Origin of the sequence: Rhodococcus sp. USK10 (assembly GCF_019378875.1) — a bacterium.
GTDB classification, from domain to species: domain Bacteria; phylum Actinomycetota; class Actinomycetes; order Mycobacteriales; family Mycobacteriaceae; genus Rhodococcus_F; species Rhodococcus_F pseudokoreensis.
Genome location: NZ_CP076048.1, coordinates 6,335,976 through 6,356,757 on the forward strand (window position 1 = coordinate 6,335,976; position 20,782 = coordinate 6,356,757).

The 20,782-nt window shown below is 68.8% G+C and carries 15 protein-coding genes; 6 read left to right on the forward strand and 9 right to left on the reverse strand.

The window, feature by feature from the left end; translation table 11 throughout:
* Positions 1–19: 19 nt before the first annotated feature.
* The 4 genes from I1A62_RS46910 to I1A62_RS36145 all read right to left on the reverse strand — a co-directional run bounded on the left by I1A62_RS46910 (position 20) and on the right by I1A62_RS36145 (position 6,270).
* Positions 20–4,333, reverse strand: a complete 4,314-nt coding sequence (locus I1A62_RS46910) for an alpha-(1->3)-arabinofuranosyltransferase (protein ID WP_219456999.1) — start codon at positions 4,331–4,333, stop codon at positions 20–22.
* A 46-nt stretch (positions 4,334–4,379) separates the two neighbouring features.
* Positions 4,380–4,553: a DUF2613 domain-containing protein gene (locus I1A62_RS36135; protein ID WP_072947516.1), complete on the reverse strand. Its 174-nt coding sequence runs from the start codon at positions 4,551–4,553 to the stop codon at positions 4,380–4,382.
* A 127-nt stretch (positions 4,554–4,680) separates the two neighbouring features.
* Positions 4,681–5,772 (reverse strand): isochorismate synthase MenF, encoded by a 1,092-nt coding sequence (locus I1A62_RS36140; RefSeq protein ID WP_219457000.1) that lies wholly within the window; start codon positions 5,770–5,772, stop codon positions 4,681–4,683.
* Between the two features lie 30 nt (positions 5,773–5,802).
* Complete coding sequence (locus I1A62_RS36145; RefSeq protein WP_072947517.1) at positions 5,803–6,270, reverse strand: universal stress protein; 468 nt, start codon at positions 6,268–6,270, stop codon at positions 5,803–5,805.
* Between the two features lie 118 nt (positions 6,271–6,388).
* Here I1A62_RS36145 and I1A62_RS36150 point away from each other — a divergent pair, with 118 nt between their 5' ends.
* Both I1A62_RS36150 and I1A62_RS36155 read left to right on the forward strand, forming a co-directional pair.
* Positions 6,389–7,564, forward strand: a complete 1,176-nt coding sequence (locus I1A62_RS36150) for a glycoside hydrolase family 3 N-terminal domain-containing protein (RefSeq protein ID WP_219457002.1) — start codon at positions 6,389–6,391, stop codon at positions 7,562–7,564.
* A gap of 103 nt (positions 7,565–7,667) precedes the next feature.
* Positions 7,668–8,267, forward strand: a complete 600-nt coding sequence (locus tag I1A62_RS36155; RefSeq protein ID WP_219457004.1) for a TetR/AcrR family transcriptional regulator — start codon at positions 7,668–7,670, stop codon at positions 8,265–8,267.
* 48 nt (positions 8,268–8,315) lie between these two features.
* Here I1A62_RS36155 and I1A62_RS36160 read toward each other — a convergent pair whose 3' ends face one another.
* Both I1A62_RS36160 and I1A62_RS36165 read right to left on the reverse strand, forming a co-directional pair.
* On the reverse strand, positions 8,316–9,179 hold the full coding sequence (locus tag I1A62_RS36160) for a MaoC/PaaZ C-terminal domain-containing protein (protein ID WP_219457006.1): 864 nt from the start codon (positions 9,177–9,179) through the stop codon (positions 8,316–8,318).
* A complete protein-coding gene (locus I1A62_RS36165) occupies positions 9,179–10,525 on the reverse strand; it encodes a 3-oxoacyl-ACP reductase (RefSeq protein WP_219457008.1) in 1,347 nt (448 codons plus the stop codon). Before I1A62_RS36165 ends, I1A62_RS36160 begins: the two co-directional genes overlap by 1 nt.
* A gap of 130 nt (positions 10,526–10,655) precedes the next feature.
* On the opposite strand from I1A62_RS36165, the gene I1A62_RS36170 reads away from it, so the two are divergent.
* From I1A62_RS36170 to I1A62_RS36180, 3 genes are all read left to right on the forward strand, one after another.
* Positions 10,656–11,990 carry an acetyl-CoA C-acetyltransferase gene (locus I1A62_RS36170; protein ID WP_219457010.1) on the forward strand — a complete coding sequence of 445 codons (1,335 nt, stop codon included), beginning with the start codon at positions 10,656–10,658 and terminating at the stop codon, positions 11,988–11,990.
* A gap of 330 nt (positions 11,991–12,320) precedes the next feature.
* A complete protein-coding gene (locus tag I1A62_RS36175) occupies positions 12,321–14,525 on the forward strand; it encodes a VanW family protein (protein ID WP_219457012.1) in 2,205 nt (734 codons plus the stop codon).
* A 144-nt stretch (positions 14,526–14,669) separates the two neighbouring features.
* On the forward strand, positions 14,670–15,665 hold the full coding sequence (locus tag I1A62_RS36180) for a hypothetical protein (protein ID WP_124392534.1): 996 nt from the start codon (positions 14,670–14,672) through the stop codon (positions 15,663–15,665).
* A 112-nt stretch (positions 15,666–15,777) separates the two neighbouring features.
* On the opposite strand, the gene I1A62_RS36185 is transcribed toward I1A62_RS36180, so the two are convergent.
* The 3 genes from I1A62_RS36185 to I1A62_RS36195 form a co-directional block, all read right to left on the reverse strand.
* Positions 15,778–17,613, reverse strand: a complete 1,836-nt coding sequence (locus I1A62_RS36185; RefSeq protein ID WP_219457015.1) for an acyl-CoA dehydrogenase — start codon at positions 17,611–17,613, stop codon at positions 15,778–15,780.
* 82 nt (positions 17,614–17,695) lie between these two features.
* Positions 17,696–18,319: a bifunctional 2-polyprenyl-6-hydroxyphenol methylase/3-demethylubiquinol 3-O-methyltransferase UbiG gene (locus I1A62_RS36190; RefSeq protein ID WP_124392532.1), complete on the reverse strand. Its 624-nt coding sequence runs from the start codon at positions 18,317–18,319 to the stop codon at positions 17,696–17,698.
* 39 nt (positions 18,320–18,358) lie between these two features.
* The gene (locus I1A62_RS36195) at positions 18,359–19,474 is read right to left on the reverse strand and encodes a DUF4185 domain-containing protein (protein ID WP_124392531.1); all 1,116 of its coding nucleotides are present in this window, start codon (positions 19,472–19,474) and stop codon (positions 18,359–18,361) included.
* A gap of 285 nt (positions 19,475–19,759) precedes the next feature.
* On the opposite strand from I1A62_RS36195, the gene I1A62_RS36200 reads away from it, so the two are divergent.
* Positions 19,760–20,779, forward strand: a complete 1,020-nt coding sequence (locus I1A62_RS36200) for a beta-ketoacyl-ACP synthase III (protein ID WP_219457016.1) — start codon at positions 19,760–19,762, stop codon at positions 20,777–20,779.
* Positions 20,780–20,782: the final 3 nt, after the last annotated feature.

Genomic DNA, 20,782 nt, shown 5'->3' on the forward strand with positions numbered 1-20,782 from the left:
TCGCGGTCGCGTCGGCGAGTTACGCGTTGGTGGAGGAACCGGCGCGCCGCGCCGTCAAACGCTGGGAGGCGCGCGCGAGCAACGCCGAACGTCCGAGCGGCAGCACGGCCAGTCCGGTCGCGACGAGCGCGAGCAACAGCGGGAACTGAACGAGAAACGAGTGCCCGACGTATCCGCCGGGCGCGCGCCACGGCCCGGTCGACAGCATCGCCATGCCGAGCATCGTCGACGCTCCGGCGACCCCGACCAGCACGCGCGCGGTGGTGGCGGTTCCGCGTAGCCGGATCAGGACCACGGCCAGCAGCGTCGCCACGACCGTCGTCACCGCGCCCACGGGACCACCGATCACGGTGGCGGCGGCGAGGATTCCCAGCCACCCGGCCGTTGCGCTGCCCCAGGTCCGGGGTGCCGGACCGGGATCGCGCTCACGGGCGCGACGCGGCCACAGCGCGGCGGCGAGCAACGGGATCAGCAGCAGCAGGCCGCCGAAGATCCCCAACCGGTACCAGTGGTCGGTGGGGAAGTCGAGGGTCACCGTCCCCTCGGTTCCCGCGGGCAGGATCCATCCCTGCTGCCAGCCGCCGACGACGACCGGCGTCAGTTCGCCGCCGTCCGGGGCGGTGGCCACCCAGCCGACGTTGGTGCTCTCGGGGACGACGACGAGGCGCTCGGTGTCCGAGCGGGGCACCGTGAGTTCCCGGTGGTTCTCGGTCCACGCGGTGGTCGACACCTGCTCGGTCGGAACGGCCTGCGCCTGCGGTCCGGCGTCGAGGCGCAGACTGTCGACGAAGAACGCCGCCCCCGGGTCGACGGTCACGTCCTGCGCTCCCGCCGCCAGCGGAACGGGGCCGGGACCGTCGCAGAGGGTCGCGGGAACCGGGTCGCCCGAAAGCAATTGCCCGGCGGTTGCGGTGACGCTCGTGCGAACCGGCTGCCCGCCGATCGACACGACCGGCCCCTCCTCGCAGGGCACCGTGACCGGGCGGTCGCCGGCGTCGTCGACCGGACCCGAGCCGGGCAGCAGGACGCCGCCTGCGCCCAGCACCCCGACCTCGGCGAGTCCGGCGGGCTGCAACTGGGCGAACCCGAGAGCGTTCTGGTCGAGGGTGCTCTTCCAGGACACGAGGCTGAGCACGATCCGGTCGGTCACCCGGGGTTCGACGGTGACGGTCCCGTCGTCCTCGTCCACGTCGCGCACCTGGGGTCCGCTCCCGAGGTCGACGGCGACCCGGTCGGGGGCGGCGGGCACGGCACCCAGGCTGGGCGTGAGCTGCAGGCCGGTGACGAGTGTGGGTTCGGGAAGATCGATCGTGAGGGTCGGTTTCGCGCCCTTGCCACTGGTGGTGTCCTGTTTCGCCGACCAGCTGGTGCGCGGATCGTTGTCGGTGGCGGCGAACGCCGATCCGCGAAGGTCGGTGATGTTGCTGGTTCCGTCGGCGGACGGCCGATCCCGTTGCGTGAGAACGTCCTCCAGCGGTGCGCCCTGCCGGGCCCGCAGGGTGAGCTGCGGCGTCACCGCGGTCGGTTCGGGGACCGACAGCGTCCTCTCGAACGTGCCGACTTCCTCGGGCGGCAGGACGAGGGCGTTGCTGCACCGCACCCGGTCCGGGGCGTCCGCGCACGCGTTGCGGCCGGGGAGTTCCTGACTGAGGTCCCAACCCGAGACCGACGCGCCCTCGGGGGTGGGTGGCAGCACCGTTCGGTACCGGATCGGCACGGTGACCGGGGCGTCTCGCTGGGAGAAGTCCTCGACCGACACCTCACTGATGCCGAACTGTGTTCCCGGGGAACCGTTCTCGGTGCGGGTCGCGGTGATTCGCACCCACGGGGTGACGCCGCCGGGAACGGACACGGCGATCGGTTTGCCCGGGGCGTCCACCTTCACGGCCGTGCTGCCGTTGGGCGTCGACACCTCCATCCAGCGGACGGGGGCGCCGATCGCGGCCGGGCTCGTCGTGATGTGCAGCAGGGAACTGGTGAGCGGGGTGTCGAAGTCGATCTGGAGCCACTGGCCCAGCGCCCGCTCGATGCCGTTGCTGAACCAGCCCGTCGCGGGGTCGCCGTCGACGGTCGCGGCGGCACTGCTGGCGGGGGAGGAGCCACCGAGTTGGGTGGCGTCGGACGCCGCACTCGACACGCTCAGCGTCGCGCCCTCCCACCGGCCCTCGACCAGCGGGGTGTCCGCCACCGGATAGTCGGGGACGAGATTGAACGTGCGGCGCGCATCGTCCGGGGTTCGCAGCGCCGAACTGTGATTGTCGACCTGGCCGTAGTCGGTTTCGCGGTCCCGGGGCGTGTCCGTGACCGTGACGTCGCCGACGGGCAGTCCGGCGCGCTTCGCGTCCGCGGCCAGCAGGACGGGTCCGGTTCCGGGCAGGGCGCCGTTCTCCCGCAGGCGCTGTAGCGATTCCGGACCGCCCTGCACGCGAGGAATACCGTCGACGTTCGCCGTGTAGGGACCGCTCGTCGTGGGCGATCCGTCCGGCGTCGACACCTCGAAGATCTCGATCGCCGGATATCGGGGCCGCAGGTCGCTGTCGATGACGAGGCCCTCGACGTCGCCGGGCCCGATGTCCTCGCCGAAGTCCGCGACCCGGGTGAATCCGGGAGACTCGGTGACGGCCTGGTGCGCGAGCAGCGGGCGCGTCGACCGCGACGTCTCCGGGTCGAGGTCGTTGCGGAGGACGAGGTAGTGGATGCCCTGGCCGAGCAGGGTCTGCGCCATGCCGTCCGAGGGTCGGCCGTCGGCGATCAACCGCTGGATCGAGTCCATCGCCCGGATGGTGCCGGGCGGGGTGAGCGGGACGGCGTCGCGGGACGCCCACGGCGTGGACGCCAGCGCCTGCATCGGCTCGTCGCGGGTGAGACCCCACAGCTGGCTGCCGAACGGTGCGCCGGGCACCACGAGTGCGCGCTCCGCGTCCGAACCGTCGGGGCTGGTGCCCCCGGCGTTGTCCTCCAGCCACGACGCGGCCTGCTGCCAGTAGTCGGGCACGTCGGTGTACGTGCCGCGCGGTGCGAGCTTGCCCGTCCACGCCAGCGACGTCGCGAGGGTGAGGGCGACCAGCACCAGGCTGGTCACCGCGACCATCGGTTCACGCTCGGGATGCGCCAGCGCGCTGCGCCACCGCGCGAACGGCACGGACCCGGGCAGCGGCACCTTCGCGAGGAGATGCGCCAGCCCGAGCACGAGGGGGAGCCGGACGAGCGGTTCGAGTTTGTGCACGTTCCGCAGGGGCGCCCCGGTGGAGTCGAGGAACAGTCGCACCTGCTCGGCGAACGGGGAACCCAGTTCGCCGATGTATCCGGCGGCGAGTCCGGCGACCCCGACGAACAGGATCAGCGTGAGACGACCGCGGGCAGGCATCGACCGCATGCACAGACCGGCGAGCCCGGCGGCGGCGATGAGCCCGGTCGCGGCGACCGCGGCGGGCTGGGTGACGAGGACCGCGCCCGCGATGCGCTCGGGGGACACGAACGGTGTCCAGCTGTCGGTGCCGCGGAGGATTTCGGCGAGGGACGTCCACTGCGTCGTCACCCCGGACGATTCGATGTAGTCGAGGAACGGCGGGCTCACCTTGCCGAGCAGCAGCAGCGGCACGATCCACCACAGCGTGGCCAGCGTGAGGAACGGGAACCACCACGCGGTGAACGTCCACCACCGGCGGTTGGGGCGGTGGGAGATCCACCACAGGCCTGCGACGAGGCACGCCGCCACGGTCGCGACGGCGTTGACCGCACCCATCAGCGCGACGGCCAGCGCCGATTGGGCCGCCAGCCGTGCAGGTGAGCGCCAATGCGTGTCCGGGGACGCTTTGCCACTCACGTGGGAGAGGGCGAGAACGACGGGGAGAAGAACCCACGGCGCCAGCATCATCGGGAGGGTTTCCGACGAGATCGAACCCAGGGTGGTGAGGACGCGGGGGGAGAACGCGAACGCGACACCGGCGATGACGCGGGACGAGCGGCTACCGGCGCCGAGCGCCTCGGCGAGCCGGACGATGCCCCAGAATCCGGCGACGAGCAGCAGTGCCCACCACACCCGCTGCGTGATCCACGGCGGGACGCTCAGGATGTCGCCGAGCGCGAAGAACGCGCCGTGCGGGAAGAAGTACCCGTAGGCCTGGTTCTGCACCTGGCCCATAGGAGCCTGGCTGCTCCACTGATGGGACGCCCGTTCCAGGAATCCGATCGGATTCTGGGACAGGTCGTACTTGGTGTCGGCAGCGAGTCGGCCGGGGGTTTGGAGAAATGCGAGAAGGAACGCTACGACAGAGGCGCCGAACAGCCACCGCCGCGACAGAGGCTCCGCCGAGGGCGCCATGGACGACATGGCCGCCGACTCGGGGGAAGTGCGGGAACTTGTTGAGCCGGCGCTCTCAGCGGCTGCCGTACTCAACCTGGTTCAGAAGTGAGGAATCCGCGTTGCCGCTCCGGTCGACCTCGGGACGCGTGTTGTCCTGTGCGGCTGCGGTGATGCCGAGCGTCGCCACGGTGCCGAGAGCGACACCGACCACGGCGCTGACCACACCGGGCACAAGGAACTTCCCCATCTGACATCTCCCACCGTCGTGCCATCGACGCACACGGCTACTCCCGCGTACGAATTGCTCGGGTCAAGGTATCACCCGCAAGCCGCCGAACTGCTGATTGGTGCTCGCGGGCGGCCGTTTCCGCAGTTCACGGGCTCGGCTGTACACCCAGCGCCCGGAGCAGCGTGCGCAGTTTGGTGGTCGTCTCGTCGAGTTCGGATTCCGGGTCGGATTCGGCGACGATGCCCCCGCCCGCGGTCGCCAGGGCCTCGAGTCCGTCGGCGGAGATTTCGGCGCAGCGGATGGCCACGACCCAGTCGCCGTCGCCGTCGCCGTCGCACCACCCGACGGCGCCGCCGTAGAACCGCCGATCCTCCTCGACGTCCCGGATGGTCGCCAGGGCGGCGTCGGTGGGGGTGCCGCACACCGCGGGCGTCGGGTGCAGCAGTACCGCCAGGCTCAGGGCGCTCGTCGACTCCTCGCGCAGCACGCCTTCGATGGGTGTCGCCAGATGCCACACCTCGTGCGTGCTCGTCAGCACCGGGGACTCCGGGACCGTCAACTCGGTGCAGAGCGGCGCCAGGACGTCGCGGATCCACGCCGTCACGAAGGCGTGCTCGGCCAGGTTCTTCGTGGACTCCAGCAGGCCCCGGCCTTCCTTCTCGTCGGCCTCCGGGTCGGCGCGCCGGGGGGCGGTTCCCGCGAGGGGGCGGCAGGTGACGCGCCGGCCGCGCCTGCTGAGCAGGACTTCGGGGCTGGCTCCGACGAGGCTGCGGCCGCGGAAGTCGTCGCCGGCCGCGGACAGGTCGACGGCGAACCCGTTGGCGGTCGGATTCTGGTGAATCATCCGTGCGGCCAACGCTTCTGCGGAGATGGGGGCATCGGAGCGGAGGGTGACGCCGCGTGCGGCCACCACCTTGCCGAGGGTGCCTGCGCGCAGTCGGTCGACGAGGGACCGGACGCGGGCCACGTGCTCGGCGGGTTCGGGAATCTGCTGAACGACGCGGACGGAGGGGAGTGCGGCGACGGCGCCGGGCCGCCACGGGCCGTCCGTGAACTCCCACGATTCCGGGTCGGTCAGCGCGGCGGGCCGTGCGGGATCGAACGGCAGCGCCCCGACGATCAGCCCGGTGTCACCGGTCGCGAGCGCGTCGACAGCGGCGGCCGCGGTGTCGTATCCGTGCCGCACTCCGGATGTGCGCAGCGTTCGATCGGCGCGTGAGAGAAGAAAGCCGTCCATGGTGCACCCGACAGTAGTCGGGCGCCGCGACTACTTCCCGGGAGGCACGATCAGCACCGGGCGGTGGCTGTGCCGCAACACGTGGTCGGCGACGCTGCTCTGCAGCAGCGACCGCAGACCGGTGGTGCCCCGGGTGCCGGTGACGATGATGTCGACGGCCAGTTCGTCCGAAGTCTCGACGATCGCGGTCCAGATCGTGCTGGTGCACTCGATGCACCGACCCTCGGTGGTGAGCCCGGCGGCCTCGGCGAGCAGGATGCCCTCCTCGTTGGTGACTTTGGCGTCGGAGAACGCGACGTCCTCGGTCTCCTCGTCGGGCACCCACTCGGGTTGCATCACACCGGACAGTCCCGACATGCGCGCGGCCTGACGGACCATCGGCTCCCACACCGTCACCAGCACAGCGCGATTGGAGGCGAGGAACCGTCCTGCGCACTCCACGGCACGCTTCGCGTTGTCGGATCCGTCGTAGGCGATCAACATCAAACCACCGGGCACCACGACCTCCTGAGTACGGGTTTCCTCTGTGTCCAGATTACCAAGACCGGCGGCAGCGGTCGCCGATTCGGGGCCTGCCACGGGAGTATCGGTGGCGAACTGGGCTACCGTCGAACCCATGCGGATCAAGTATGCCCTCGCGCTCGCAGCCTGTACCGGCCTCGTCGCCGGATGTTCGTCGGGTGGTGGCGAGACGGTCGCGGAGTCGTCCTCGGCGACGCCGTCCCCGTCCTCCGTCGAGCCCGCGTCGCACACCGGCACCGCAACGCCCGCCGCCGCGCCGGTGTCGTGCGAGACGCAATTTCTGCAGTCGTTGCCGTTGCGGCGCAAGCTCGCTCAGCTGCTGAACGTGGGTGTGACTGGCACCGCGGATGCCGCCCAGGTGGTCCGGAACGAGCAGGTCGGTGGCATCTTCATCGGCAGCTGGACCGACGAGACCATGCTCGCGAACCACGAGGTTCCTCAGGTGGCCTCGGCGTCGTCGCTGCCGCTGATGGTGACGATCGACGAGGAGGGCGGGCGGGTGTCGCGCGTCGAGAACCTGCTCGGGGCCGACCCCTCCGCCCGGCAGACCGCGGCCACGATGACGGAGGAGCAGACGTATCAGATGGCGCTCGAGCGGGGGCGCGGATTGAAGGACCTCGGGGTCACCGTCAACTTCGCGCCCGACGTCGACGTCAGCAGTCAGCCCGACGACAGTGTCATCGGCGATCGCTCCTACTCCGACGATCCCGCCGTGGTCACCCGCTACGCCGACGCCTACGCGCGCGGCATGCGGGACGCGGGAATTCTGCCGGTGATCAAGCATTTCCCCGGTCACGGGTCCGCGTCCGGCGACTCCCACACCGGCGCCGTCACCACCCCGCCGCTCGAGCAGTTGCAGACAAAGGACCTCGTCCCGTTCCGGAACCTGGTGTCCACCGGGGTCGGCGTCATGCTCGGCCACCTCGAGGTGCCCGGCCTGACGGCGCCCGGAATCCCCGCCAGCATCAGCCCCGATGCGGTGGCGTTGCTGCGCGGCGGCGCCGGCTACGGTGCACCGCCGTTCACCGGCCCGATCTTCACCGACGACCTCAGCGGCATGCAGGCCATCACCGACCGCTACGACATCACCGAGGCCGTCGAGACGGCACTCGAATCCGGTGTCGACGTCGCGCTGTGGCTCACCACCGACGACGTCCCGCGGGTCCTCGACCACCTCGAAGGCGTTGTGGCCTCGGGCAAGCTGCCGCAGCAACGGGTCGACGAGGCGGTGCTGACGGTCGCGCGGGCGAAGGGCGCTCTGACCTGCTAGTGCGTGGTGTGGCGACGGGGTGCTGGTATTCTTCTCGTCCGCCGGTCGAGCCTGCTTTATTACCGTAGAGTAAGATAGCGGGTTCGACGATGATGGAGGACGTATGGCCGGCGGCACCAAGCGACTGCCGCGCGCAGTGCGCGAGCAGCAGATGCTCGACGCTGCCGTCGACGTCTTCTCCGACAGAGGTTTTCACGAGACGTCGATGGACGCGATCGCGGCCAAGGCGGAAATCTCGAAGCCGATGCTGTACCTCTACTACGGCTCCAAGGACGAACTGTTCGCGGCCTGCATCCAGCGGGAGGGGCTGCGCTTCGTCGAGGCGCTCGCACCGGCGGGCGATCCCGGGCTGAGCCCGCGCGAGCAACTGCGCCGTGCGCTCGAGGGGTTTCTCGGGTTCGTCGGCAAACACCGCAAGTCGTGGATGGTGCTGTACCGCCAGGCGATGGGGCAGCAGGCGTTCGTCGGTTCGGTGCAGTCGAGCCGCGACCGGCTGATCGAACTGACAGCACACCTGCTCGAGTCCAGCACCAAGGACCCGGAGCCGGGTCAGGATTTCGAACTGATCGCCATCGCCCTGGTCGGGGCGGGTGAAGCCGTGGCCGACCGGGTCGCCGGTGGCGAGATCGAGGTCGACGCCGCCGCCGACCTGCTGGAGGCGCTGGCGTGGCGCGGCCTCGCGGGTAAGAAGAAGCCGGAGTGAACGGGACGCTCGTTCGGTCGGATCGAACGAGCGTCCCGATCGCCGCCGTCAGCGCAGCGTCGCGGTGAGGTGCGGGTAGCCCTTCTTCGGGTGCTTGATCGACAGATCCCAGCCGTCGGCGGTCCGGTCGGCGTACACGTTCAGCGTGGACGGCAGCAGGATCGGCTTGCCGAAGCGCACGCTGTAGGTGACCGCGTCCGGGATCCGGCCCTCCGCCGACCCCAGTACGGCGGCCGCACTCCACATGCCGTGCGCGATGGTCTTCGGGAACCCGAAAGCCTTGGCGCCCAAAGTCGACACGTGAATCGGATTCCGGTCACCGGACACTGCCGCGTACTTGCCGATAGTCTTCTGATCGACCCGCAGTGTCCGCAGCGGACGCGGCGGCACCTCCTCGGCCTTCGGCTCGGGACCGGGCTGACCGGACAGCGACGTCTTCTGCTGACGCAGGAACGTCGACGTCTGCTTCCACGCCAGTTCGCGTCCGACCCTGATCTCGCTGATCACGTCGATGAGCAGCCCCTTGCGGTGCTCACGCAGATTCTCCGCGTGCACCGACACGTCCAGGGGTTCGACCACCGAGATCGGGCGGAACTGCTCGATGACGTTCTCCGCGTGCACGGACCCGATGGCGGGGAAGGGGAAACCCTCCGACACCATCAGCTTCATCACCACCGGGAACACCAGCGTGAACGGGTACGTGAGCGGCAGCGTGTCGCCGAACCGCAGTCCCGTCACCCGGTCGTACGCCGCCAGGTTGTCGGGATCCACGTGCACGCCGTTCAGGACGAGCGTCGTGTCCGGGGCGCTGTGCCCGCTCGCACCGATGACCGGCAGCGCGCTGCGCACGGCGCGGGCGTAGATGTCGAGCGTGCCCGGCTTCTCCGTGAGTTGCACGACCTTGCCCGACATCAGGCCCCCAGCAGGCTCTGGCCGCAGACGCGGACGATCTGACCGGTGACGGCGTTCGACGCGGGGCTCGCGAAGTACGCGACCGTCTCGGCGACGTCGACGGTCTCGCCGCCCTGCAGCAGCGAACTCATGCGACGTCCGGCCTCTCGCGTGGCGAAGGGGATCGCCGCCGTCATCGCCGTCTCGATGAAACCGGGGGCGACGGCGTTGATGGTGATCTTCTTCTTCGCGAGCACCGGCGCGGAAGCCTGCACCAGTCCGATGACGCCGGCCTTGGACGTGCCGTAGTTGGTCTGGCCCCGGTTGCCCGCGATGCCGGCGATGGACGAGACGTCGATCACGCGGCCGCCTTCCTTCAGTGCACCCTTGGCGACGAGGACGTCGGTGATGCGCTGCGGTGCAAGGAGGTTGACGCCGATCACCATGTTCCAGCGGCCCTCGTCCATGTTGGCGAGCGTCTTGTCGCGGGTGATGCCGGCGTTGTGGACGATGATGTCGGCGCCGCCGTGCCGTTCGAGGACGAACTCGGCGAGCTTGTCGGCGGCGTCGTCCGCGGTCACGTCCAGGGCGAGGGAGGTGCCGCCGACCTTGTTGGCGGTCTCGGACAGTGCCTCGCCGGCGGCCGGGATGTCTGCGCAGATGACGTGCGCGCCGTCCCGGGAGAGGACCTCGGCGATGGTCGCGCCGATGCCGCGGGCCGCGCCGGTGACGATGGCGACCTTCCCGTCGAGCGGCTTGTCCCAATCGGCGGGCGCGACGGAATCCTCGGACCCGACGCGGATGACCTGGCCGCTGACGAACGCGGACTTGGCCGACAGCAGGAAGCGCAGTGTGGATTCGAGACCCGACAGTCCGGTGGGGGCCTTCGGCGAGACGTAGACGAGCTGAGCGGTGGCGCCGCGCTTGACCTCCTTGCCGACGCTGCGGGTGAAGCCCTCGAGCGCGCGCTGGGCGATGTGCTCGTCGACGCCGGACGTCTCCTCGGGCGTCGTTCCGATGACGACGACGCGCGCGGACGGTGCGAGGTTGCGGATCACCGGCTGGAAGAACTCGAACAGCTGCTCGAGTTCGGTGACCGAGCCGATGCCTGTGGCGTCGAACACCAGGGCGCCGTACCGGTCGTCGCCCGCGCCCGCGGCGGGGTAGTCGGACAGGAGTTCGCGCAGCGGCTCGACGAGGCGGCCCTTGCCGCCGATCAGGACCGGGCCGGCGAGCGCCGGTTCGCCGTGCTTGTATCGCCGCAGGTTCTCGGGCCGCGGCAGTCCCGCCTTCGCGGCGATGAACGCGCCGGGTGCGGATGAGAGGAACTGGGAATAGAGGTCGGGAGCTCCCTTGCTGGCTGCCACGGTCCTACCTTCTGTCGTCGTTTGGCGGTCAGTCACCGAGCACCGAGTGGAGTGCGGTGTCGACAAGTAACTTACTCCTGAGTAAGAATAGTAGCCAACAGGTAATCGCACCAGATCCTTGGAGACGTCAGTGACCAGCAAAGCTCGCACCAACTCGAACTCCGCTGCGGCCCCGAAGCCGGGCGGAAAGCAGCAGCGTCCCGTCGCGATCGTCGGCGGAAACCGTATCCCGTTCGCCCGCTCCGACCGCAAGTACGCGCAGGCGTCCAACCAGGACATGTTCACCGCCACCCTCGACGGACTGGTGAGCCGCTTCAACCTCCAGGGCGAGAAGCTGGGCCTCGTCGCAGGCGGCGCCGTCCTCAAGCACAGCCGCGACTTCAACCTGATGCGCGAATGCGTCCTCGGCAGCGCCCTCAGCCCCTACACCCCGGCCTTCGACCTGCAGCAGGCCTGCGGCACCGGGCTGCAGTCGATCGTCGCGGTCGGTGACGCCATCGCGGCCGGCCGGATCGACGCCGGTGTCGGCGGCGGCGTCGACACCACTTCGGACGCCCCGATCGGCGTCAACGACGAACTCCGCGAATTCCTTCTGTCGCTGAACCGCGCGAAGAGCACCGGCGACCGCATCAAGCTGCTCGGCAACGTCCGCCCGTCCATGCTCGGCATCGAGATCCCCCGCAACGGCGAGCCCCGCACCGGCATGTCCATGGGCGAGCACGCCGCCGTCACGGCCAAGGAATTCGGTGTTCGTCGCGAGGACCAGGACGCACTGGCCGCCGCCAGCCACCAGAACATGGCCGCCGCCTACGACCGCGGATTCTTCGACGACCTGGTCACCCCGTTCCTCGGCCTCACCCGCGACGACAACCTGCGTCCCGATTCCTCCGCCGAGAAGCTGGCCAAGCTGAAGCCGGTCTTCGGGGTGAAGGCGGGCGACGCCACCATGACGGCCGGCAACTCCACCCCGCTCACCGACGGTGCGTCCGCGGTCCTGCTCTCCACGGACGAATGGGCCGCCGAGCGCAAGCTCCCGGTCCTCGCGCACCTCGTCGATTCCGAGACCGCGGCCGTCGACTACATCCACGGCAAGGACGGGCTCCTCATGGCGCCCACGTACGCCATCCCGCGCCTGCTCGCCCGCAACGGCCTCACCCTGCAGGACTTCGACTTCTACGAGATCCACGAGGCGTTCGCGTCCGTCGTGCTCGCGACGCTGCAGGCATTCGAATCCGACGAGTACTGCAAGGAACGCCTCGGCCTCGACGGCGCACTCGGCTCCATCGACCGCAGCAAGCTCAACGTCAACGGCTCTTCGCTGGCGGCCGGCCACCCGTTCGCTGCGACCGGCGGACGCATCGTCGCCTCGCTCGCCAAGATGCTCGCGGAGAAGGGTTCGGGCCGCGGCCTGATCTCCATTTGCGCCGCAGGCGGCCAGGGTGTGACGGCAATCATAGAGGCGTGAACCGACTGGCCTTTCCGGTAGCTGGGAGACCGGAAAGGCCAGCGTGTGCGCGGTGCGAACGGGGATCCGGCAACGAGGGGTGGCCGGATCCCCGAAAACTTTTCCGACAGGTGTAACGCTGGAGATTAGCTGGCGATATCCCTGTCAGCCCCGTGTTGCTGCCTGACCCCCGACCTGGCAGCAGCGCGGGGCTCTTGCATTTCCGGCGGCCGGTAGGCTGACGTGGGGGTCTCGACCGGGCCTCGCTCGGATCGGATCGCGCTTGAAATGCAACGAGCACCGACGGCAAGCTGAGGCCCGCACGACGGACAACTCGGCGAGAGGGCCACGGTGAACCACGAAGACGGCGACAACGGGAGCACTGCACCCGAACGGTCGACGCCGGACCCTTCCACGACGCCCGACAGCGTCGAACCCGAGAACACGGCCGACGAGCCTGCATCGGAAGCGGACGAGGCCCCGACCACACAGCCGAGTGCCGACGAGGCTCCGACCACGCAGTTGCACCTCGGTGACCTGGGGGAACGTTCCGAGGAGCAGGCCCCGTTGTGGGTGGAGCCGCCGGCGAACGAGGACGTCACGCAGGTGATTCCCGCGATTCCGCCGGGTCCCGTTCCCGGGCCGACGCAGGCGTACACGACGCCGGCCGAGGACCCGACGGTCGTGGCCCCGGCGGCCGCGTCGCCGGTCCCGCCGCAATCGGAACCGCAGCCCGCAGAACCGCAGCCCGCAGAGGAGCCCGCCGAGAAGACTCCGGCCCGTGCCTCGTGGGTGAAGGTCGCCGCGATCACCGGCGGTGTGGTCGCCGTGATCGGCATCGCATACGCCGCGGACCTCGCGGTGTCCTCCGGGAAGGTCCCGCGCGGGGTGACCGTGGCGGGCGTCGACGTGGGTGGCTCGACCCGCGCGGAGGCGGAGTCCACACTGCAGGCGCAGGTCGGCCCGCGCGTCGGTCAGCCGCTGACGGTGCAGGCCGGCGACGTGTCGACGGAACTCGTTCCGTCCGCCGCCGGGCTCGGCGTCGACTGGGAGGCCACCCTCGACCGGGCCCATTCGCAGCCGCTCAACCCGTTCACCAGGCTGGCGTCGTTCTTCACCACCGACGAAATCGGGGTGGTGTCGACCCGCGACGAGGCGGCGCTGGCGTCCGCCGTCGACGGCCTTCGCAGTGAGACCGATCGTGCGTCCCGCGAGGGGACCGTCGTGTTCGAGGGCGCGACGCCTGTGCCGGTGGATCCGTCGACCGGGCAGAACCTGAACGGTGAGGGTGCCGAGGCGGCGTTGATCGAGAGGTGGGCGTTCGGCGAAACCGTGGATCTGCCCGTCGACGTCGTGCCCGTGACGGTGACGCAGGAGGGCGTCCAGCGAGCGCTCGACGACGTGGCGGTGCCGGCGGCGTCCGCCGATCTGGTGGTCACCGGTCGTGACGGCAAGGTCGCGACCGCGCCGCGTCAGCAGATCGGTGCCATCGTCGGCTTCGAACCGGACGGCAACGGCGGGCTGAAACCGACGTACAACATCGAGGCCGCGACGGGCATCCTCGCCCCGCAACTCGTGTCGACGGAGATCGTTCCGAAGGACGCGAAGATCACGCTCGACGGGGGATCGCCCACCGTCGTCCCCGCGGTCGTCGGCGATCTGGTGCAGTGGCCCAAGACGCTGGAGACGCTGCCCGAGGTGTTGCACGGCAACGGTTCTCACACCACCGCCGCGGTGTACGGACCGATCCCGCCCGCCCTCACGACGGAGGCCGCGCAGGCGCTCGGTGTGAAGGAAGTGATCGGCGAGTTCACGACCGGCGGTTTCTCGGCGGCGTCGGGGACGAACATCCGGCTCGCTGCCAGCGAGATCAATGGGGCACTGATCAAGCCGGGCGACACGTTCTCGCTCAACGGGTACACGGGTCCTCGCGGTACCGCGCAGGGCTACGTGGAGTCGGGCATCATCAACAACGGACGCCCGGACACCGCCGTCGGCGGCGGGGTGAGCCAGGTGGCGACGACTCTCTACAACGCCGCGTATTTCGCCGGCATGGAGGACGTCGCGCACACCGAGCACTCGTACTACATCTCGCGGTACCCCGAGGCGCGGGAGGCCACCGTCTTCGAGGGCGCCATCGACCTGCAGTTCCGGAACACCGGAAAGACGGGTGTGATGATCCAGGCCATCGGCGGCGCCTCGGACCTGACCATCCGGTTCTGGGGCACCAAGTCGGTCGACGTCGAGTCGATCACCGGCAACCGCACCAAGCCGACGCAGCCCGACACGGTCACCTTGCCCGCCGGTGACCACTGCATCGCCTCCAGCGGCGCACCGGGATTCACCGCCAGCGACACGCGGGTGATCTCCGATCACGCCAGCGGCCAGGAGATCTCCCGGGACACCCGGACCGTCCGCTACGACCCCGTCCCGATCGTGAAGTGCGAGGAACCCGGCGCGCCCAAGCCCGACGAGCGCACCCCCGCCGCCTCGCCTGCCCCGTCCGCTCCGGCGGAGAACCCGACCACCACCCCGAAGCCGAACGGCGGCGGGTAGCCGCACCCGTTCTCTGCAGCAGCACCCCTTTTCGGGCACCAATTCGCGTGCGGATGCCGAGAAGGGGTGCGTTTGTGGCGAAGTTGTCCACAGATCGACATTCGGGCGTACCGCGGGGACTTCCTCCGCGCGAGTATCGACGTCATGGACCGTGACCCGGGGGAATTGTTCCGAAGGCAGGACGCGTTGGCGGCCGGCTTCACCGACGACGAGATACGCCGCCTCTATACGCGGGGAGGATGGCGACGGCTCGGGCATGGCGCCTACCTCGGAGAATCGGCTTTCGAGCATGCGACCCCCGAAGCGCAACATCGGCTGTTGATCGACGCGACGGTTCCGCGAATGTCGGGGGACGCGGTACTGAGTCACCAGTCGGCAGCCGTCGTGTACGGCTTGCCGGTATGGAGGACGCCACTCGATCGAGTGCATGTCACCAGGGACCGCCGGGGTGGCGGGCGGATCAAGAACCGTGTGACGGTGCATTGCTCCTCGCTGGACGGACACGTCGCGGAAGTGGATCGTTACCTCGTCACGAGACCGTCGCGGATGGTCGTGGACCTCGGCCGCACGCTGCCGTTCGAGCAGGCCGTGGTCACTGGAGACGCGGCCGTCCGGACGTTCGGGATCTCGCCCGAGGACCTGGAAAGCGAACTCGTCTCCGCTCAGGGCCGGAAGGGTGTGGGTGCTGCCCGGCGTGTCGTGCGATTCCTCACCGGGTACAGCGAGAGCGTCGGGGAATCGCGGAGTCGAGTCATGTTCTCGACCACGGGCTTACCGGTGCCGTCCCAGCAGGGTGTGGTCCGCGGATGCGACGACAGAATCCTCGGCCGCGTCGACTTCTTCATCGAAAGTTCGTCCTTCTTGGGCGAATTCGACGGACGGGTGAAGTACGAGCGGATGCTGAAACCCGGTCAGGAACCGGGTGACGCGGTGTTCGCCGAGAAGCGGCGCGAGGATGCCATGCGGGAACTCGGCTTCCAGATGGTGCGATGGACGTGGGACGAGCTGGGTGACCCCGTCCGGCTCGCTGCTCGCATCCGGCGGGCGCTCACACGAGGACGAACATCGCTGCCGCCGATGGGAACGGTTCAGCATTCGGTGCTGCCACCGCCGCGGCTACTGACGCTGCGAACTCTGTAGCCGACGACAGACGCACCCCTCCTCTGCAGACGCACCCGGAATCGTGTCCGAAAAAGGGTGCGTCTGCCGAAATGGGGTGCGTCTGCGGAGATCAGAAGCGGTGTGAAGCCGATCAGAACGCTGCTTCGTCGAGCTCCATGATGTCGTTGTCGAGGTTGGCGACGATGCCACGGGTGGCGGTCAGCTCGGGCAGCACGTTCTTCGCGAAGAAGGACGCGATGGCGACCTTGCCTTCGTAGAACGCCTTGTCCTTGCCGGAGGCGCCTTCGTCGAGGGCCTTGATCGCGATCTCGGACTGGCGCAGGAGCTGCCAGCCGATGAGCAGGTCGCCGACGGACATCAGGAACCGGACGGAGCCGAGACCGACCTTGTACAGCTCGGACGGCTGCTCCTGTGCGCCCATGAGGTACCCGGTGAGGGTGGCGGCCATGGTCTGGACGTCCTCGAGGGCGGTGGCGAGCAGGGCGCGCTCGGCCTTGAGACGACCGTTGCCGGCCTCGGTGTCGATGAACTTCTTGACCTCGCCTGCGACGTGGGCGAGTGCCACGCCGCGGTCGCGGGCGATCTTGCGGAAGAAGAAGTCCTGCGCCTGGATGGCGGTGGTGCCCTCGTACAGCGAGTCGATCTTGGCGTCGCGGATGTACTGCTCGATCGGGTAGTCCTGCAGGAAGCCGGATCCGCCGAAGGTCTGCAGGCTGTCGGTCAGGTACTGGTAGGCCCGCTCGGAGCCGACGCCCTTGACGATCGGGAGCAGCAGGTCGTTGACGCGGAACGCAAGGTCCTTGTCGGCGCCGGACACCAGCTTGGCGGTGGCCTCGTCCTGATGCGCCGCGGTGTACAGGTACACGGCGCGCAGGCCTTCGGCGTATGCCTTCTGCATGGCGAGGGCGCGACGGACGTCGGGGTGGTGCGTGATGGTGACGCGCGGGGCGGCCTTGTCCGTCATCTGCGTGAGGTCGGCGCCCTGGACGCGTTCCTTCGCGTAGTCGAGGGCGTTGAGGTAGCCGGTGGAGAGGGTGGCGATGGCCTTGGTGCCGACCATCATGCGGGCGTGCTCGATGACGTCGAACATCTGCGCGATGCCGTTGTGGACCTCGCCGACGAGCCAGCCCTGGGCGGGAATGCCGTGGCCGCCGAAGGTGACCTCACACGTGGCGGAGACCTTCAGGCCCATCTTGTGCTCGACGTTGGTGACGAAGACGCCGTTGCGCTCGCCCAATTCGTTGGTCTCGAAGTTGAAGTGCGTCTTCGGGACGAAGAACAGCGACAGTCCCTTGGTGCCGGGGCCTGCGCCCTCGGGGCGGGCGAGGACCAGGTGGAAGATGTTCTCGAACAGGTCGTCGGAGTCGGCGGACGTGATGAACCGCTTGACGCCCTCGATGTGCCAGGAGCCGTCGTCCTGCTTGATGGCCTTGGTGCGGCCTGCGCCGACGTCGGAACCGGCGTCGGGTTCGGTGAGGACCATGGTGGCACCCCAGCCGCGCTCGACGCAGGTGGCGGCCCACTTCTTCTGCTCTTCGGTGCCGTTGTGGAACAGCACGTCCGCGAATGCGGGTCCGGCCTGGTACATGTGCGCGGCCGGCTGGGCGCCGAGGATCAGCTCACCGATGGCCCACACGACGGACCGGGGGACGGGTACGCCGCCGATCTCCTCGGAGAGTCCCATGCGGTACCACTCGGCGTCCCACAGTGCGCGGAACGACTTCTTGAAGGATTCCGGCAGGGTGACGGTGTGGTTCTCGGGGTCGAAGACCGGAGGGTTGCGGTCGGCGTCGGCGAAGGACTCGCCCAGCGGTCCCTCGGCGAGGCGGGCAACTTCACTGAGCATGTTGCGGACGGTGTCGGCGTCGAGATCGCCCCACACGCCGTCACTCAGCGGCTGCTCGAGACCGAGTACCTCGAAGAGGTTGAACTCCAGGTCGCGGACGTTGCTCTTGTAATGGCCCATGTCTTCTGTCTCTCCCAGTGAGATGGTGCGGTCTATCCGTTAGTACCGCCCAAGTTATTACTCGTCGGTAACATCAGCGATATTACGCGCCATTTACCGGACTGCCAAGACTCGGGCGGTGTGCGACGAGGAGGGCGTCGATCGCCGTTCCGGAGTCCGTCTCGCGGAATCGCCGTTCGGCGACGTCCACGTTCAGGCGACCGTCGAGCATGGTCACCAAATCGTCTGGTGTGTAGAGGATTTCGATGTCCTGGGGACCCCCGACTCCCTGCGACAAGTTAACGGCGTCATGCCCCAAAATCATGAGGATTCCATCAGGTTTCAGCGCAGATATGGCGCGGTTCACAACCTGCAGACGCTCCTCCGGGGCGAGATGGAGGTAGATCATGAGCACCAGGTCGTACTCGCCGCCGAGGTCCGACTCGGTGACGTCGGCGACGCGGTAGTCGAGCCGTTCCCGGACCGAGCGGGGCGCTTCGGCGGCTACTCGGCGGGCCTTGTCGAGGGCGACGGCCGAGTAGTCGAGCCCCGTCACCTCCCAACCGCGGGTGGCGAGCCAGTGCGCGTTGCGGCCCTCCCCGCACGCGAGGTCGAGTGCGCGACCGCGGGGGAGCGCGGTGACCTGCTCGACCACGACGGCGTTGGGTGGCGCGCCCCACACCAGTTCGCTCTGTGAATACCGTTCGTCCCAGGCAGCTGCATCCATGCCCCGACGCTAGTACGACCGCTGACGCTCGTACGACCGCTACGGAGTGAGCGTGGTGCGCATCAGGAGAACGTTGTAGTTGTTGTGCACCGTCGTGAGGAAGTAGAGGTCGCGCCCCGACGACCACGGGTGGATGTAGGCGCCGTACGCGGTGGGCAGTTCCCGGGTGTCGACGAGCACCTCGGGTGGGCCCCATGGTCCGGTCACCGACGGGGAGCGGCGCATGACCACCGAGTTGAACTGATCGGTGGTCAGCATGATGTATTGCCCGAGGTATTCGTTGTACGCGACGGACAATTCGCCGACGCCGCCCGGCATGATCGGCTTGGCGACGTCGGGATTGCCCTTGATCCACTTGGCGCCGTCGAAGTACTCGTACGCGCCGAGGTCCATGATCTGGGGTTCCGGGACGCGCGCGATGTGGACGAGTCCGCCGCGCCCGGCGGGCGTGCCGTATTGGTAGACGAAGCCGTCGGCCTTGACGAACGCGCTCATCTGGAAGTTGGCGTTGCCCCCGACGTTCGGGCGCTGCGTCTCGGGGGCGACGGTCCAGTTCTCGCCGTTGTCCTGCGAGTAGACGAGGCCGGAGTAGTTGGTGTCCCATGTGCCCGCCGGTCCCCAGTTCTTCACCGACATCATGCTCAGCACCTGGGTGTTGCCGACGGCGACGCCTGCGGTGGGGATGCGGCTGATCTCGACGAACGGGATCTTGGGGCTGGGGACGAGCTCCTTGGACTGGCCGAAGATGTCGCGGGGCGAACTGTCGAAATTCATCCCGTCGGACAGGATGCCGTCCGAGCTGCGGAAGAGGGTGCTGCTGCGCCAGGCCCACAGGCTGCCCGACAGCAGGTTGGGCAGTCCGAGCCCGGCGGAGTCGCCGAACGCCGTGAGGACCTGGCCCTGGCCGTTGTCCCACATGATGCCGAGGTCGGTGCCGAGGACGTTGGCGTCCTGGGTGCGGTTGGGACTGAGCATGCCGGTCTGCTGCGCGACCGCCTGGGTGCGACCGGTGAGGTGCGGAATCCCGTTGGTGCCGTTGAGTCCGGGGATCGGATTGATGGCGTTGGGGTTCGCGGCAGCCGGGCCCGCGAATGCGATCAACGTCACTGCCGCGCCGATGAGCGAGGCTGCTGCAAGAGCTCTGGTTCGCTTCACGAAGGACACTCCATCTCTAGCAGCAGGCGGCACTGCGTGGCCTGACGAGACCACTCCCCCTACCGGTGATCAACTGCTGGAAATCGCGAGAAGTCTAACAAGTCTGTTCTTGTGAAAGTGTCGATTTGACCGCCCTGTTCGTTTCGCCGACGCCTCCACGGATCCGATATTACTCGTGAGTAACAGGAACCGGTGCTACCCGCGGGGCGGCCGCCGACGTAACGTGTGCTGGCGACAAGTCCACACTGCGCGTAACCACGCGGGACCTGATGAGGAGATCGATCGATGGGAAAGCAGATTGCCACCGTGGCTGGAGGTCGGCAGTCCGCCCTTCTCGGGCTCGGCGTGTACCGGCCCGAACGGGTCGTCACCAACGACGAGATCTGTGAACTGATCGACTCGAACGACGAGTGGATCCAGTCGCGCTCGGGCATCCGCAACCGGCGGTTCGCGGCGGAGGACGAGAACGTCGTCACGATGTCCATCGAGGCGGGGCGCAAGGCGATCGAGGCGAGCGGGATCGACCCCGAGCAGATCGGGGTCGTCATCGTCGCCACGTCGACGTACCTCCTGCTGACGCCGCCCGCTGCCGCGCTGGTGGCCGACGCCCTGGGCACCAACGGGCCCGGAGCGTTCGACCTCGGCGGTGGATGTGCGGGCTTCTGCACCGCGCTGACGGTGGCGTCCGATCTGGTTCGCGGCGGATCCGTCGACTACGCCCTCGTGGTGGGTGTCGAGAAGATGAGCATCACCACCGACCCGACCGACCGCTCGACGCGCTTCATCTTCGGTGACGGCGCCGGGGCTGTGGTCGTCGGCAAGAGCGACGTCGCAGGCATCGGGCCGGTGGAGTGGGGTTCGGACGGCTCCCAGGCCGACGCCATCGTGCAGGACCTGGACTGGTACGAATACATCACGACGCCGGGTGCCACGCGTCCGTACATCAAGATGGCAGGCACCGCCGTGTTCCGCTGGGCCGCCTTCGAGATGGGCAAGGTCGCGCTGCGGGCGGTCGAGAAGGCCGGCATGTCGGTCGACGACCTCGACGCGTTCGTCCCGCACCAGGCCAACTCGCGGATCACCGAGGTGATCGCGCGCAGCATGAAGCTTCCCGAGGGCGTGCCCGTGTCCGACGACATCGCCGAGAGCGGCAACACGTCGGCGGCATCGGTGCCGCTCGCCATGGAGGAGCTGCTGCAGTCCGGCGCCACCAAGCCCGGCGACACCGCCCTGCTGCTCGCCTTCGGTGCGGGGCTGTCCTACGCGGCCCAGGTCGTGACGATGCCGGTGCTCGCGAAGAACTGACCC